The following is a 15881-nucleotide window of genomic DNA, read 5'->3' as shown; positions in this document are numbered from 1 at the left end:
CCCTGACTTAGAGAAGACAATGCCCAAGCGCACTGACCTTAAAACCATCCTCATCATCGGTGCCGGCCCGATCGTCATCGGCCAGGCCTGTGAGTTCGACTACTCCGGCGCGCAGGCCTGCAAGGCGCTGCGCGACGAGGGTTACCGCGTGGTGCTGGTCAACAGCAATCCGGCCACGATCATGACCGACCCGGAGATGGCCGACGCCGTCTACATCGAGCCGATCAACTGGCAGACGGTCGAGAAGATCATCGCCAAGGAAAAGCCCGATGCGCTGCTGCCGACCATGGGTGGCCAGACCGCGCTGAACTGCGCGCTGGACCTGGCCGACAACGGTGTACTGGAGAAGTACAACGTCGAGCTGATCGGCGCCAAGCGCGATGCCATCCGCATGGCCGAAGACCGCGAGCTGTTCCGCGTGGCCATGGGTGAGATCGGCCTGGAGTGCCCGTCCGCCGCGGTCGCGCACACGCTGGAAGAAGCGATCGAGATCCAGACCCGCGTCGGTTATCCGACCATCATCCGCCCCAGCTTCACCTTGGGCGGCAGCGGTGGCGGCATCGCCTACAACCGCGAAGAGCTGGTCGATATCGTGACCCGCGGCCTGGAGCTGTCGCCGACCACCGAAGTGCTGGTGGAAGAGTCGGTGCTGGGCTGGAAGGAATTCGAGATGGAGGTGGTGCGCGACACCGCCGACAACTGCATCATCGTCTGCTCGATCGAGAACCTGGACCCGATGGGCGTGCACACCGGTGACTCGATCACCGTGGCCCCGGCCCAGACCCTGACCGACAAGGAATACCAGCGCCTGCGCGATGCCTCCATCGCCGTCCTGCGCAAGATCGGCGTGGATACCGGCGGTTCGAACGTGCAGTTCGGCATCAGCCCGACCACCGGCCGCGTGGTCGTGATCGAAATGAACCCGCGCGTGTCGCGTTCCTCGGCGCTGGCCTCCAAGGCCACCGGCTTCCCGATCGCCAAGGTCGCGGCCAAGCTGGCCGTGGGTTACACCCTGGACGAATTGAAGAACGAAATCACCGGCGGCCTGACCCCGGCCTCGTTCGAGCCGTCCATCGATTACGTCGTCACCAAGATCCCGCGCTTCGCCTTCGAGAAGTTCCCGGCCGCCGATGCGCGCCTGACCACCCAGATGAAGTCGGTGGGCGAGGTGATGGCGATGGGCCGCACCTTCCAGGAGTCGCTGCAGAAGGCACTGCGTGGCCTGGAAACCGGCAAGATCGGCCTGGACCCGACCGGCTTGGACCTGTCCAACGAAGACGACATCACCACGATCAAGCGCGAGCTCAAGGCCCCGGGCCCGGAGCGCCTGTTCTTCGTCGGTGATGCATTCCGCGCCGGTTTCAGCGTGGAAGACGTGTTCGCCCTGTCGCACATCGATCCGTGGTTCCTGGACCAGATCGAAGAGATCATCCAGGCCGAGGCCGGGGTGGCCGCCGATGGCATCGATGCGCTGGACGCCGCGCGCCTGCGCAAGCTCAAGCGCGCCGGTTTCTCCGATGCCCGCCTGGCCGAACTGACCGGCACCAACGAAGCGGCCGTGCGCGCGCTGCGTCGTGCCCACAAAGTGCGCCCGGTGTACAAGCGCGTGGATTCCTGTGCCGCTGAGTTCGCCACCAGCACCGCGTATCTGTACTCGACCTACGAGGACGAGTGCGAAGCGGCGCCGAGCAACCGCGACAAGATCATGATCCTGGGCGGCGGTCCGAACCGCATCGGCCAGGGCATCGAGTTCGACTACTGCTGCGTGCACGCGGCACTGGCGCTGCGCGATGATGGCTTCGAAACCATCATGGTCAACTGCAACCCGGAAACCGTCTCCACCGATTACGACACCTCCGACCGCCTGTACTTCGAGCCGCTGACGCTGGAGGACGTGCTGGAGATCGTCGAGCTGGAACAGCCGAAGGGCGTGATCGTCCAGTACGGCGGCCAGACCCCGCTGAAGCTGGCGCGCGCGCTGGAAGCCAACGGCGTGCCGGTGATCGGCACCTCGCCGGACTCCATCGATCTGGCCGAAGACCGTGAGCGTTTCCAGCAGCTGGTCGACAAGCTCGGCCTGAAGCAGCCGCCAAACCGCATCGCCCGCAACGACCAGGAAGCCCTGCTGCTGGCCCGCGAGATCGGCTACCCGCTGGTGGTGCGCCCGAGCTACGTGCTGGGCGGCCGTGCGATGGAGATCGTCTACGGTGAATCCGATCTGGCCCGCTACGTCCGCGACGCGGTGAAGGTCTCCAACGATTCGCCGGTGCTGCTGGACCGCTTCCTCGACAACGCCGTGGAAGTGGACGTGGACATCATTGCCGACAAGGACGGCAACGTGCTGATCGGCGGCGTCATGGAGCACATCGAAGAAGCCGGCGTGCATTCGGGCGATTCGTCCTGCTCGCTGCCGCCGTACTCGCTGTCCGCCGAGACCCAGGCCGAGCTGCGTCGCCAGGTCGTCGAGCTGGCCAAGGCCCTGAACGTGGTCGGCCTGATGAACACCCAGTTCGCGATCCAGGCCGGCGAAAACGGCGAAGACATCGTCTACCTGCTGGAAGTGAACCCGCGTGCCTCGCGCACCGTGCCGTTCGTCTCCAAGGCCACCGGCATGCCGCTGGCCAAGATCGCCGCGCGCTGCATGGCCGGCAAGACCCTGGCCGAGCAGGGCGCGACCAAGGAAATCGTGCCGGGCTACTACTCGGTCAAGGAAGCGATCTTCCCGTTCGCCAAGTTCCAGGGCGTCGATCCGATCCTCGGGCCGGAGATGCGCTCCACCGGTGAGGTGATGGGCGTGGGCCGCAGCTTCAGCGCCGCCTTCGCGCGTGCGCAGGAAGCCGGTGGCATCAAGGCGCCGCCGCTGGGCAAGGCCTTCGTCTCGGTGCGTGATCCGGACAAGAAGCGCGTGCTGCCGGTGGCCAAGGCCCTGCTTGAGCGCGGCTACAGCCTGGTCGCCACCCGTGGCACCGGCGCGTGGCTGCAGGAGCACGGCATGGACTGCGAGATCGTCAACAAGGTCGTCGAAGGTCGTCCGCACATTGTCGATTCGATCAAGAACGGCGAGATCGTCTATATCGTCAACACGACCGAAGGTCGCGCGGCGATCAACGACTCGTTCTCGATCCGTCGCGAAGCGCTGCAGCATCGCGTGACCTATTCGACCACCATCGCCGGCGCCATGGCGCTGGTGCAATCACTGGAATTCCGCGGGACCGGCCCGGTCTGGTCGCTGCAGGAACTGCACAAGGAGTTGAACGCATGAGAGCACCGATCACCCTGAAGGGCGCGCAGCGTCTGCGCGAAGAGCTTGACCACCTGAAGTCGGTCAAGCGCCCGAAGGTCATCGCGGCGATCGCCGAGGCACGCGAGCACGGCGATCTCAAGGAGAACGCCGAGTATCACGCCGCGCGTGAGGAGCAGGGGTTCATCGAAGGCCGCATCAAGCAACTGGAAGGCGAGCTTTCGCATGCCGAGATCATCGACATCACCAAGCTCAACGCCGGCAGCAAGGTAGTGTTCGGCGCCACCGTCGAGCTGTCGGACGTGGAAAGCGATGAAGAGAAGCGCTACCAGATCGTGGGTGACCTGGAAGCGGACATCAAGCTGGGCCTGATCGCGATCTCCTCGCCGCTGGCGCGTGCCTTGATCGGCAAGCTGGAAGGCGATGCGGTCACCATCGACGCACCGGCCGGCCAGCGCGAGTACGAAATCGTCAGCGTCCAGTACCTGGACTGACGGCGATGGCCACGGCGACGTTGTTGCTGCCGGCGCGCAGCCGGTTTCCGGCGGCGCCGCTGCCCGATGACGTCGCCAAGGCGCTGGGGCGTGCGGAACGCCGCAGCGCCGAGGCGGGCGAGCGCGCCCAGCTGCGTCGGCACTTCCAGACGCAGCCGGACGCGTGGTCGGCCGCAGCCCTGACCCGCCAGCTGGATGTCGGCGACGCCGACGGGGCGGTGTGGCTGCGGGCCGATCCGGCCAACGTGGTGCCGGACATGCATGGCGCACGCCTGATGGGGCACGGGGATACCCTGCGGCCCGATCTGGCCGATGTGATGCATCTGCTGCCGGCCTTGCAGCCATTGTTTGCCGGCTACGGTTTCGTGCTGGATGCCCCGGTGCCGTCGCGGTGGTATCTGCGCCTGCCGCCCGGCACCACGCTGCCGGTATTCGCCGAGCCCGATGAGGTGCTCGGCGATGATCTGTTTGCCCACCTTCCCGAAGGCGATGCAGGCCGCCGCTGGCGCGCCCTGCTGACCGAGGCGCAGGTGGTGTTGCACCAGCACGCGTGGAACCAGCAGCGCGTGGCCGACGGCAAGCGGGCGATCAACTCGTTGTGGTTCTGGGGCGGCGGTGAGCTGCCCGAACGCGTGACCACCGCGCATGCCCAGGTCCGCAGCCGTGATGCGCTGCTGCAGGCGCTGGCCAAGGCGGCAGGCCTGCACGCCGATGGCGAGCAGACCGTGGATGCCCTGGTGGACCTGCGCCAGCTGCGTTCGCTGGAGCAGTTGGGCAACGATGCGATACGGCCGCTGCTGGCGGCGATCGCGCGCGGGGAATTGACGCGGCTGGTCCTGGATTTCGAGGACGGCACGTGCGTGGAGATCGACAAAGGCCAGCGCTGGCGGTTCTGGAAGAAGCCGGTGCAGCTGCACGACACCTGAGTGCAGCGCCGACCGAGGTCGGCGTTCCTGCCTCTGGCCAGCCCTGGGCTCAGCGCAGTTCCGTCTCGAACGTGGCCAGGTGCCAGAAGCCGCCCGGCATGGCCCGGCACAACCCGGTCACGTATTCGCGGCTCACCACGAACCGCGTGCCATCCCATACCCAGGACCGTCCAGATCCGCAGCGCCCCAGCAACCGTTCGTCCATTTCTTCTTCCAGCACTGCGTCAGGGTGTTTCAGGAAGACGCGTGCGCGGGTCACCAGGACCGGTTCGAACGGCGGTTGCGCGCGGATCACCCAGCTTGGGCCGGTCACGAAGCGGCCCGGGATATGGCAGGCCATCGAGACCAGCAGGTGCACCTGGTCCAGTCGCTCTACCTGCAGCGAGGTCGATTCAATTCGATCGTCATCCCACCCGCATACCGCCTGCGTGTCGCGGCCGTCCAGCAGCGCGTCCATCAGGTCCTGCCGCCCCTCGAGCAACGCGTCCGCCGGACGGGCCTCCGCCAGCCGTGGGGGACCGTTCAGCACCGGTCTCGGCAACGCTGGCGGTACGCTCGCCTCCGGGCGGGTGCCGCGCTGGATCAGCGCGCCGGGCGTGTCCAGTCGGTCCTGCACCGCATCCATCTTCAGCAGCGTTGACGTGGCACCGCGGTTGGAGATGGGCCAGGCGCTGCCGGCCGCATCAACGATCGCGATGGGCGCACCGCGTCGCAGCGCGACGAGCAGCGCATCGGCCTGTGCGCGGCTGAGCGTGGCCGGGCGGTCGTGCTGGGTGGGAACCACCGTGCCCAGTGGACGGCCATCCACGTGCAGCTGCAGTGCGCCATCGGGTTTGGGCGTCGGCGTCCCGTTTGCTGCACCGGCGTACTCCTCGCCGTCCACATAGCCCAGCATCGCGGTGACCCGGGTATCCGGCCCGCCGGCACGTTCGAACAGCAGGCTGAAGGCAATCGGTGCGTCGGCAGTGAACCCGGCGGCGCGGCAGGTACGGGTGTTGTCACAGGCCAGCAGCCAGTCGTGCTCGAAGAACGACGTACCCAGTGAAGAAGCCGCTGCGGCGGCGACCGGTGCCAGCGAGAGGGCCATGGCGAGGCGCAGCGGGAAAGCAGATGCACGCATGAAGGGAGGGCGGTGGTGAGGTGGGCAGGGAGTATCGGTCATCAGCGCACGAACAGGAACGCACGCGGCGACGGATACGCGGGGCAGAGCAGCGGTCGGAGCCAGCCAGTATCATGGGGGCACTCTCTGCAACCCGGCGATGCCGATGTCTTCCACCGCCGCCGCTGCGCCGCTCGCCGCTTCCCCGACCACCACGCACGCCGTCACCCTGCAGCGTCGCGACGCCGTGCCCGTGGCCGGCTGGCCCGAGGACATGCTGCCGCTGCTGCAGCGCCTGTATGCCGCACGCGGGGTCACCGATGCCGCGCAGGCGCAGCCAAAGCTGGCGCAGCTGCATGCGCCGGAGCTGATGGGCAGCATGCAGGACGCGGTGGAACTGCTGGCCGGGGCGATTGCCAGCAACGCCCGCATCCTGGTGGTTGGCGATTTCGACTGCGACGGCGCCACAGCGTGCGCCGTGGGCGTGCGCGGGTTGCGCATGCTAGGTGCGCGCGACGTGGTGCACGCGGTGCCGAACCGCGTCCTGCACGGATATGGATTGTCACCGTCGCTGGTGGCTGACCTGGCGCACCTGCAGCCGGGCCTGCTGGTCACGGTCGATCACGGGATCGCCTGCCACGCTGGCGTCAACGCGGCCAAGGCACTGGGCTGGAAGGTACTGGTCACCGATCACCATCTGCCCGGCGAGCACCTGCCGCCCGCGGATGCGATCGTGGACCCCAACATCAGCGGCGATGCCTTCCCAAGCAAGGCGCTGGCCGGCGTCGGGGTGATCTTCTACGTGTTGATGGCGCTGCGCCGCCACCTGCGCGGGCAGGGCGCGTTTGCCACGGCGCCGGAGCCGGACCTGCTGACCCTGCTGGATCTGGTCGCGGTGGGTACGGTCGCCGATCTGGTCGCGCTGGATGACAACAACCGCGCCCTGGTCTCGGCCGGCCTGCGCCGGCTGCGCAGCGGCAAAGGCTGCGTCGGCCTGCAGGCGCTGATCGGGGCCAGCGGGCGCGATGCCTCGCGCCTCACCGGCAGCGACATCGGTTTCGCGCTCGGCCCACGTTTGAATGCGGCCGGACGGCTGGAAGACATGGCGCTGGGCATCGAGCTGCTGCTCACCGAAGACCGCGCCCACGCGCGTGAGATCGCCACGACGCTGGAGTCGATCAACACCGAGCGCCGTGCGGTCCAGCAGTTGATGACCGACGACGCGGAGCTGGCGGTGTCCCGTGCGGTGCTCAGCGCCGAGGGTGTGCGTCCGGTCGCCGCCTGCTTGTTCGATGCCGAGTGGCATCCGGGTGTGGTCGGTCTGGTCGCCTCCAAGATGAAGGATCGCCTGCATCGCCCGGTGATCGCCTTCGCGCCGTCCGAGCCGGGCGGCGATTCGCTGCGTGGCTCGGCGCGCTCGATTCCCGGCTTCCACATCCGTGATGCGCTGGCGCTGGTCAACGCCGCGCACCCGGGCCTGATCGAGAAGTTCGGTGGCCACGCCATGGCCGCCGGTCTGAGTCTGCCGCACGCGCAGCTGCCCGCGTTCGAGCAGGCCTTCGTGGACGTGGTGGAGCGCACGCTGGATCCGCTCTCGCTGCAGCAGCTGCTGCTCACCGACGGCGAGTTGCTGCCGCAGGAGCTGGATTTCGCCCATGCCGAGGCCCTGCGTCTGGCCGGGCCGTGGGGGCAGGGCTTCCCCGAGCCGCTGTTCGATGGTCACTTCCAGGTGGCGCGCTGGCAGGTGCTCAAAGAGAAGCACCTCAAGCTCAGCCTACGCGTGCCGGGCCGCCCCGAGCCGGTCAGCGCGATCCACTTCAGCGGCTGGACCGGCAACGCGCCTGCCAACCACGTCCACATCGCCTATCGGCTGGTCAGTGATGACTACCGGGGAGGCGGCGCGATCCAGCTGATCATCGAGCACTGCGCGGATGCCTGACCTGCTCCCATCGCCCACCGAACGTTTCGATCTGCAGAGCCGCATCGTGCTGCAGGGTGACGAGACCGCACGCACTGAACTCTCCGCCCGCGAGGGCTTCGAATTCCCCGACCTGGAAGGCTCGCGCCAGAGCGTGGCGTGGCTGCTGCGGCACGAACTGGCCGCACGGATCGAGGGCGGAGACGGCGCGTCCACCGGTCCGATCACAGTCGACGACGCGGTTGCCGCGGTGATGGCGCGGCTGAGCAGGACCCGCTGCGTGGCCACGGACTACCAGCCATCGGACGACCCGGACGATTACCGGGATGCGGACGATCAGTCCGGCGCGTTGGCGTACACCTGCCAGCTGCCCGATCCCGCAACGCTGCGCCCCGTGTATGCAGCGCTGCGCGCGACCCAGGACGGTCCGGATCGGCATCAGGCCGCGCAACGCCTGCTGGCCGCCTACGTTGAACACCTCTCCAACGCACCGGACCGGCCAGTGCACGCGCTCCACGACGTATTCTCGCGCCCATACTCGGCCGACCACGCCGTGATGCAGAGCATGGCGATCATGGAAACGATCCTTCCCGCGCTGTTCCCCTTCGACGGCTGGGAAGACGACGACGGCTGAGCGTCGCCGCGCGTGGCAGCGTAATGGCTTACTCCTGGACCTCGGTCACCAGCGTCGGCATCTCCCACGCGCCACCGGCGGCCACCAGCCGGCACAGGCCAGTGCTGCTGTCAGCGGTCCTCACGAACTCCGTGCCGGTCCAGCCCCAGGTGGTGGAGTACCAGCAATCGCCGAGGCCACGGCCCTTGTGCGCCTCCTGGATGGTGCGCACCTCATCACCCACGGCTGCCGTGGTGACCAGCCGCGGCTGGTACGGCGCGCGGTCGTTGATCACCCAGTAGCCGTCACCGGTGTTGTACGCGGCGCGCCAGCAGCTCAGCGAGACCAGCAGTTTGTCGGCGCTGAGCCGCTGCACGGTCAGTGCCTCGGGTTCGCCATCCGGCGACAGGCTGCCGCTGGGTCCCAGCGCTTCGCAATCGTCGGACGAGGTCACCGCCGCGAGGGCGGCGCGCAGCGCAGGTGATGCGGCCAGCGCCTCGTCTGCCGGGCGGGTCGCCACCGGCTTGCCCAGCCGCACCACCGGCACCGGCAATGCAGGCGGCACCGAGGATTCGGCGAGGGTGCCTTTGCGCATCAGGGCGCCCGGCGTGCCCAGGCGGCCCTGGAATGCATCCATCTTCAACAGCACGGCCGAAGCCCCTTTATCGGACACCGTCCAGCGTGCGCCGTCGTCGCCGATCAGCTCGATCCGGCTGTTGCGTGCCAGCGAAGCGAGCAGGGCCGCGAGCTGCTTCGCGGAAAAAGTGGCGGTGCCCTCGGCGGCATCGAACTGCATCGGGCCGAGCGAGGCGCCATTGATCTGCAGGCTGAGCCGCTGGGTTGAGGTGTTGTCGTCGTACTGGCCGAGCATCAGTTCGGCATGCACTGGCTGGCCCGGCCCACCCGCGCGGGTGAGCAGGATCGAGACCGGGTCGCCACCATTCTCATCGGCCTGATAACCGGCGGCGCGGCAGGTGCGGGTGTTGTCGCAGGCCAGCATCCAGTCGCGGTGGCCGAACGTCACGCCCTCAACGGGGGCGGCGGCGTAGCCGGGCAGGGCAAGCCCCATCAACAGCGGGGCGGTCAACAACAGGCGCATGCGGCATCCTTGGTCCATCAATCCGTGGAGGGCGATCTTGGCCCAGCACGGGTGAGGCGTCCATGACCGGAACAGGCGGTTGCCAGCGCTCAACCCCGTTGTGGATCGCCATGCGTTCAAGGAAGTGTCATCGGATCAGGAGCGTCACATGGGACTCGCACTGCGCAGTATCGGTCTGCTCGCTCTTCTGTGCTGGCAGCTGCCCAGCGTCCACGCCCAGGCGCGGCGTTTCCCGCCGCCACGGCCGCCCATCCTGCAGGTGGCGGGCGCCGAAGTGCCGGTGCGGCTGACCGAGGCCCGTATCGACAGCCGTGTCATGGCGGGACTGGGCGAAACCACGATCGAGATGACGTTCCACAACCCCAATGCCCGGGTGCTGGAAGGGCAGCTGGCGTTCCCACTGGCCGCGGGCCAACAGGTGGCCGGGTTCGCACTGGATATCGGTGGTGAGCTGCGCGACGCGGTGCCGGTCCCCAAGGCGCAGGGCCGCCAGGTCTTCGAAGCGATCGAGCGTCGCCAGGTCGATCCGGGGCTTCTGGAGCAGACCGCCGGCAATCAGTTCCGGCTGCGGCTTTATCCCATCCCGGCGCGTGGTGAGCGTCGCGTCCGTCTGGTGCTGCGCGACAGCCTGCCGACCGTACCGCAGGGCCTGCAGTGGTCACTGCCCATGTTCTTCGCACGGCAGGCGGAGCAGGTAACGGTCCGGCTGGAGGCCAGCGGCACGGGCAACCCGGTCGCTGTGGGTGTCAATCCACTCGGGTTTACGTTGAAGACCGGCGCCTATGCGGCGCAGTGGCAAGGCCGGGGCGCGGATCTGCCTGCACAGCTGCAGTGGAGCCTTCCGCTCGCACGCAGCACTGACGTGGTCACTGGCCTGCATGAGGGGCAGCGCTATCTGCTGGCCAGCGTGCCGGTTCGCACGTCCACCGCTGCGCGTGTCCTGCCTCGGCGCATCGGCCTGCTGTGGGATGCATCGGGCTCGGCCGGTACACGCAACGGTGCGGCTGAACGCGCTGTGCTGGATCGCTACTTCCAGGCCTTCGGCACCGGCCAGGTCCAGTTGACCGTGCTGCGTGACCGCAGCGAAACGCCGCGGGAGTTCACCATCAACAAGGGCGACTGGTCGGCACTGCGCGAGTACCTGCGGGCGCTGCCCAACGATGGCGCCAGCGCACTGGGCGACTGGACCCCCAGTCCCGCCATCGGCGAGTACCTGATGGTCAGCGATGGCCTGGCCAACTACGGCAGCCAGACGCTGCCCACGCTGGCGCCCGATCAACGCCTGTATGCGCTGAGCGGCGCCGGTGCGAAGACCGACACACCGCGCCTGCGTGCCTGGACCAGCGCCCATCATGGCCAGCTGCTGCAGGTGAGCAGCGAGGCGGAGGTGCCAGGCGTGATGCCGCTGCTGCTCCAGCAGCCCGTCGAGGTTGCCGAGGTGCGGGCACGTGGCGTGGAGGACGTGAACGTGGATGCCTCCAGCGCAACGCAGGGTTGGATCCGCGTCACCGGCCGCGTCCTGCGTCCCGATGCGACGGTGCTGCTGTCTCTGCGCGGTGGCGGCAGCGATCCGCAGCCGATCACCCTCGACGTCGCGGACGCACGCGTGGCGGAAAGCGGCCTGGTCGCCCACGCATGGGCGAATGCGCGGTTGGCCGCACTGGCGGCGGACCCGGCCGGGGCGCCGGCGGCCAAGGCGTTGTCGCAGCAGTTCGGTGTGGTGACCGCCGATACCTCGCTGCTGGTTCTTGAAACGTTGGAGGATTACCTGCGCTACGGCATCCGTCCGCCGGCCCCGTTGCGCGCGGCCTACGACCAGCGCCATGCGTTGACGGTGGCGGATGTGGCAAGCGAGCGGAAGCGCCGCCTGGATGGCATCGCCCGCCAGTTCGCCGAGCGCGAGCAGTGGTGGAATACCCGCTGGCCCAAGGATGCGCCACCGCGGCCCAAGCCGGACGTGCACGCCGTCGCCGCGCCGGTCGCCATGGCGATGGCCGCGCCACCGCCGGCACCTGCGGCGCCGATGGCGCTGGACCGTGTCGAGCTGACTGCCTCGGCGGTTGCCGATCAAGCAGAGGCCACCACTGGACGTCGCGCCAAGTCGGCACCCAAGGCCAACAGCGGCCAGATCACCCTGACCCTGGCGCCGTGGGCGCCGGATTCGGTCTATGCACGCCGCCTGCGCGATGCCAAGCCGGCGCAGCTGTATCCGCTGTATCTGCAGGAGCGCGAACAGCACGCTGGCAGCAGCGCCTTCTATCTGGACGTGGCTGATCTGCTGCTGGCCAGCGGACAGCGCGACCTGGCCCTGCGCGTGCTCTCCAACCTGGCCGAGATGGACCTGGAAAACCGCCACGTGCTGCGCGTGCTCGGCTACCGCCTGATGCAGGCCAAGGCGCCGGCGCTGGCGGTGCCGGTGTTCCGCCAGGTGCTGGCGATGGGCGAGGAGGAGCCGCAGAGTTTCCGTGACCTCGGCTTGGCGCTCGAAGCGGCCGGGGAGTACCAGGCGGCGGTGGCATCGCTGTATGAAGTGGTGGTGCGCCCGTGGGATGGCCGCTTTGACGGCATCTCGCTGATCGCGCTGGATGAGCTGACCCGGCTGATCGCCCGCGAGCGCGTCGACGCCTCGGCCATCGACCCGCGCCTGCGCCGTGCGATGCCGCTGGACCTGCGCGTGGTGCTGAGCTGGGACAGCGACAACAGCGACATGGACCTGTGGGTCACCGATCCCAATGGCGAGCGCGCGTACTACGGCAACCGGCTGACCTACCAGGGCGGGCAGATGTCGCAGGACTTCACCGGCGGCTATGGCCCGGAGCAGTTCTCGTTGCGTGATGCCAAGCCGGGCATCTACAGGATCGAAGCGAACTACTTCGGGAGCCGCGAGCAGCTGGTCACCGGCGCGACCACGCTGATGCTGCGCCTGAGCACGAAGTGGGGCAGCCGCGACCAGCGCGACCAGCAGGTCACGCTGCGCTTGAAGGACCGCGCGGAGACGGTGCTGGTCGGGGAGTTCGAGGTGAAGTAGCTGCTCAGCTCGTTTCCGGCGATCCCGCCGCTGCGCCACCGGCGGCGGGACACATCGGCGGCAACCGCTGCCGGCGCAGTCCGAACAGCGAACGCAGTCAGCCGACGCGCCGGATCAGCCCCTCGTGCAGCTGCAGACAACCTGCCACCGTCCCGGCCACGACCAGCAGCGGCTCCCACCACGGCCCCAGCTGCAGCGGCTGGAGCCAGAACAGCAGGGCGATACGGTGCGCAGTCGCCGCGCGGTCCGCCATGGCGAAGGGGCCTGCCGCCGTGGGCAAGTGACGAATGGCGGTCGCCAAGGGACGGGTGGGGCGCACTACCATGGCGGGATGAGTCAGGCTGACGACCCTTTGCGAATGGACGATTCAATGGCGAACGGACGTGCCGCGCGGTGGCGGCCGGGTGCGCGGATGCTGGTGTGGTCGGTGATCCTGCTGACCACCGCGGTGGCGAATGCGCTGGTGGAAGTGATGGATGCGGGTCGCCGTGGCGAAGACCTGGGCCTGTGGCAGCCGATGATCTGGGAGCTGAGCAGCGTCACGATGATTTTGCTGACGCTGCCGGTCCTGTGGTGGGGCTGCCAGCGTTGGCCGCTGCACGCCGATACCTGGAAGCGGCGTCTGCCGCTGTACCTGCTGGCCAGCGTGGCGTGGTCGCTCGTGCATGTCACCGGGATGATGGGGCTGCGCCATCTCGCCTATGCCGCGCTCGGCTACCACTACCAGGACGATGCCACCTGGCCGGTGCGCCTGATGTACGAGTACCTCAAGGATGTCCGTGCCTTCTTCACCTTCGTGGCGATCGAGCACTTCTTCAGCTGGTTCGGGCGGCGCCGGCAGGGCGAGGCGCATCTGCTGGCCGCGCCGGACGATGCGCCGCCGGTGGACGCCGTGGAGCGTCCAGAACGGTTCCTGGTGCGCAAGCTGGGCCGCGACTTCCTGGTCGCCACCGGTGATATCGAGTACGCCCAGGCGGCCGGCAACTACGTCAACCTGCGGGTGCGCGGGCACGACTACCCGCTGCGCAGCACCATGGCGGCGCTGGAAGAACGATTGGATCCGGCGCTGTTCGTGCGTGCCCACCGCAGTTGGCTGGTGAACGTGCGGCACCTGGTCTCGATCGAGCCGCTGGACGGGGGCGAGGCCCTGCTGCACATGGACGATGGGAGCCGGGTACCGTGCAGTCGCCGGCAGCTGCCCTCGTTCCGGCAGGCGCTGGCCGTGCAGGCACCGGCCTGATCCTGCCGGGCTGACCGGCACCCTGGCGGAGCAGGGTGCCGGCAGGGAACTCAGCGCTTGCTGTCTTTCTTGATCATCGCGTCGATGCGACCGGCGCGGGCTTCCGAGCCCGGGTGCGAGGACATCAGGCCGCCCTCGCTGGACAGCTTGCGGAACATGCTGGCCAGTGCGGCCGGGTCGTACTGGTGGCGCTTCATGAAGCGGTAGCCGTACTCGTCGGCCGCGCTTTCTTCCTTCTGCGAGAACTGCGCGTTGACGAAGCCTTCGGCCAAGGCGCCGAGCTGGCCCTGGGTCAGGGTGGCGACGTTGGCATTGCCCGAGGCGGCCAGCGTGTCGCGACCGGCCGAGGCCAGCAGTGCGGTACGCATCTTGGTCTTGGAGTGGCCCAGCTTCACGTGGCCGATCTCGTGGCCGATCACGCCGCGCACTTCGTCGTCCGAGGCCATGTCCATCAGGCCGGAGTACACGCGCACGCAGCCGTTGGCCATGGCCCAGGCGTTGACGTCTTCGGTCAGGTAGACCTTGAAGCTCAGGCTCATGCCATCTTCATTGGCCAGGCCCTGGGTGATCTTGGCCAGGCGCTGGGCGTACGGATTGTTGGCGGGGGCGACCTTGTTCTGCTGGTCCATGTAGACGCAGGCTTCGTCGGCGGCCTTGGCCACGTCCTGGTCGGACAGGGTGAGCGCCTGGCCGGCTTTCAGGCCGGTGCTGGTCAGCTGCTTGAGGTCCAGGGCCGAGGCGGTGGTGGAAGCGGTCAGGCAGGCGAGAGCCAGCAGCAGGGCGGAGGATGACGTCCTCATCGGGGTGGTGCTCCATGTAGTGCGTTGGGGAACCGCAGGGCAGGAGGCCGCGCGGCGGGGCGGAAGTCTACCGCCTGGCCGGCCGCCCGTGTTCAGCGAAGTCGTTTTTCCCCCACCCCACGCGACGCCCAGCGCCCCGGCCACCGCCGGAAAGCCCCGGATAGGCTATGATGGACAGTCTTTTCGCACGCATTAATCGCCGACATGATCGAGCTCAATCCTGTCCGCCAGCGCATCACCGATCTCACCGATCGCGTGCTCTCGCTCAGGGGGTATCTTTGACTACGACGCCAAGAAAGAGCGTCTGGAAGAAGTAACCCGGGAACTGGAAAACCCGGATATCTGGAACAACGCCGAATACGCCCAGAACCTTGGCCGCGAACGCGCCAATCTGGAGAAGACCGTCGGCGGCATCGCCACGATCCTCGACGGCCTGGCCGAGTCGGGCGAACTGCTGGAACTGGCCGAAAGCGAACAGGACGAAGAAACCGCCCTGGCCGTGATCAGCGACCTGGACAAGTACCAGAAGCACGTAGAACAGCTTGAGTTCCAGCGCATGTTCTCCGGGCAGATGGATACCGCGGCGGCCTTCGTCGACATCCAGGCGGGTGCCGGCGGTACCGAAGCCCAGGACTGGGCCGAGATCCTGCTGCGCATGTACCTGCGCTGGTGCGAATCGCGCGGCTGGAAGACCGAGCTGATGGAAGTCTCCGGCGGCGACGTCGCCGGCATCAAGTCGGCCACGCTACGCGTGGAAGGCGATTACGCGTATGGCTGGCTGAAGACCGAGACCGGCGTGCACCGCCTGGTGCGCAAGTCGCCGTTCGATTCGGACAACCGCCGCCACACCAGCTTCACCTCGGTGTTCGTGTCGCCGGAAGTCGATGACAACATCGAGATCGACATCAACCCGGCCGATCTGCGTACCGACGTGTACCGCTCCTCCGGCGCAGGTGGCCAGCACGTCAACAAGACCGAATCGGCGGTGCGTATCACGCACATCCCGACCAATACGGTCGTGGCCTGCCAGACCGGCCGCAGCCAGCACCAGAACCGCGACAACGCGATGAAGATGCTGGCCGCCAAGCTGTACGAGCTGGAAATCCAGAAGCGCAACGCCGAGCGCGACGCGGTGGAAGCCACCAAGTCCGACATCGGCTGGGGCAGCCAGATCCGCAACTACGTGCTCGACCAGAGCCGTATCAAGGACCTGCGCACCGGCATCGAACGCTCCGATACGCAGAAGGTGCTGGATGGCGATCTCGACGAATTCGTCGAAGCCAGCCTGAAGTCCGGCCTGGCCGTGGGTGCCAAACGCACCGACGCCTGACCGTCGGGGCCGCCACGCGCGGCCCCGATCCGTTGTGCCCGGGCACGCCCGGTTTCGCAATCCGCCCCGACCATCGGCATGATGGCGGGGACC

11 protein-coding genes and 1 pseudogene are annotated in these 15881 nt (G+C 67.9%); 8 read left to right on the top strand and 4 right to left on the bottom strand.

Annotated elements, in window-relative coordinates; all coding sequences use genetic code 11:
* The first annotated feature begins 19 nt into the window (after nucleotides 1–19).
* Genes carB through ABE473_RS06760 form a run of 3 tightly spaced genes read left to right on the top strand, consistent with a single transcriptional unit; the run spans nucleotide 20 to nucleotide 4661 of the window.
* Nucleotides 20–3262, top strand: a complete 3243-nt coding sequence (gene carB / locus ABE473_RS06770) for a carbamoyl-phosphate synthase large subunit (protein WP_346488914.1) — start codon at nucleotides 20–22, stop codon at nucleotides 3260–3262.
* Between the two features lie 8 nt (nucleotides 3263–3270).
* Nucleotides 3271–3735, top strand: coding sequence for a transcription elongation factor GreA (gene greA, locus ABE473_RS06765; RefSeq protein WP_026069738.1), 465 nt, complete (start codon nucleotides 3271–3273; stop codon nucleotides 3733–3735).
* Nucleotides 3736–3740: 5 nt separating this feature from the next.
* Nucleotides 3741–4661, top strand: a complete 921-nt coding sequence (locus ABE473_RS06760; protein ID WP_346488913.1) for a phosphoglycerate mutase — start codon at nucleotides 3741–3743, stop codon at nucleotides 4659–4661.
* 49 nt (nucleotides 4662–4710) lie between these two features.
* Here the strand turns inward: ABE473_RS06760 and ABE473_RS06755 are convergent, their stop codons facing one another.
* Nucleotides 4711–5781 carry a DUF1176 domain-containing protein gene (locus ABE473_RS06755; RefSeq protein WP_346488912.1) on the bottom strand — a complete coding sequence of 357 codons (1071 nt, stop codon included), beginning with the start codon at nucleotides 5779–5781 and terminating at the stop codon, nucleotides 4711–4713.
* 253 nt (nucleotides 5782–6034) lie between these two features.
* Between ABE473_RS06755 and recJ the strand changes: the two genes are divergently transcribed.
* On the top strand, nucleotides 6035–7699 hold the full coding sequence (recJ, locus tag ABE473_RS06750) for a single-stranded-DNA-specific exonuclease RecJ (RefSeq protein ID WP_346489003.1): 1665 nt from the start codon (nucleotides 6035–6037) through the stop codon (nucleotides 7697–7699).
* Complete coding sequence (locus tag ABE473_RS06745; protein WP_346488911.1) at nucleotides 7692–8312, top strand: hypothetical protein; 621 nt, start codon at nucleotides 7692–7694, stop codon at nucleotides 8310–8312. The genes recJ and ABE473_RS06745 overlap by 8 nt, the downstream gene beginning before the upstream one ends.
* 28 nt (nucleotides 8313–8340) lie before the next feature.
* Here the strand turns inward: ABE473_RS06745 and ABE473_RS06740 are convergent, their stop codons facing one another.
* Complete coding sequence (locus ABE473_RS06740) at nucleotides 8341–9390, bottom strand: DUF1176 domain-containing protein (protein ID WP_346488910.1); 1050 nt, start codon at nucleotides 9388–9390, stop codon at nucleotides 8341–8343.
* A gap of 148 nt (nucleotides 9391–9538) precedes the next feature.
* Between ABE473_RS06740 and ABE473_RS06735 the strand changes: the two genes are divergently transcribed.
* Entirely contained in the window at nucleotides 9539–12418 is a 2880-nt protein-coding gene (locus ABE473_RS06735; RefSeq protein WP_346488909.1) for a VIT domain-containing protein, read from the top strand.
* Between the two features lie 97 nt (nucleotides 12419–12515).
* On the opposite strand, the pseudogene ABE473_RS06730 reads toward ABE473_RS06735, so the two are convergent.
* Nucleotides 12516–12641: pseudogene (locus tag ABE473_RS06730) on the bottom strand (acyltransferase); the annotation flags it as partial.
* Nucleotides 12642–12788: 147 nt separating this feature from the next.
* Between ABE473_RS06730 and ABE473_RS06725 the strand changes: the two are divergent.
* On the top strand, nucleotides 12789–13658 hold the full coding sequence (locus ABE473_RS06725) for a LytTR family DNA-binding domain-containing protein (protein ID WP_346488908.1): 870 nt from the start codon (nucleotides 12789–12791) through the stop codon (nucleotides 13656–13658).
* Between the two features lie 50 nt (nucleotides 13659–13708).
* Here ABE473_RS06725 and ABE473_RS06720 read toward each other — a convergent pair whose 3' ends face one another.
* Nucleotides 13709–14458: a M48 family metallopeptidase gene (locus tag ABE473_RS06720; RefSeq protein ID WP_346488907.1), complete on the bottom strand. Its 750-nt coding sequence runs from the start codon at nucleotides 14456–14458 to the stop codon at nucleotides 13709–13711.
* A 204-nt stretch (nucleotides 14459–14662) separates the two neighbouring features.
* Here ABE473_RS06720 and prfB point away from each other — a divergent pair.
* Nucleotides 14663–15788 (top strand): peptide chain release factor 2 gene (gene prfB, locus ABE473_RS06715; protein WP_346488906.1). Its coding sequence is split into 2 segments (ribosomal slippage): nucleotides 14663–14737 and nucleotides 14739–15788, totalling 1125 coding nucleotides; the frame shifts between segments, so codons are not numbered across the junction.
* Nucleotides 15789–15881: the final 93 nt, after the last annotated feature.

Source organism: Stenotrophomonas sp. TWI700, assembly GCF_039673645.1.
GTDB classification, from domain to species: Bacteria; Pseudomonadota; Gammaproteobacteria; order Xanthomonadales; family Xanthomonadaceae; genus Stenotrophomonas; species Stenotrophomonas maltophilia_AA.
The sequence above is the reverse complement of the archived record's forward strand: the minus strand, read 5'-3'. Positions and strand labels throughout refer to the sequence as shown.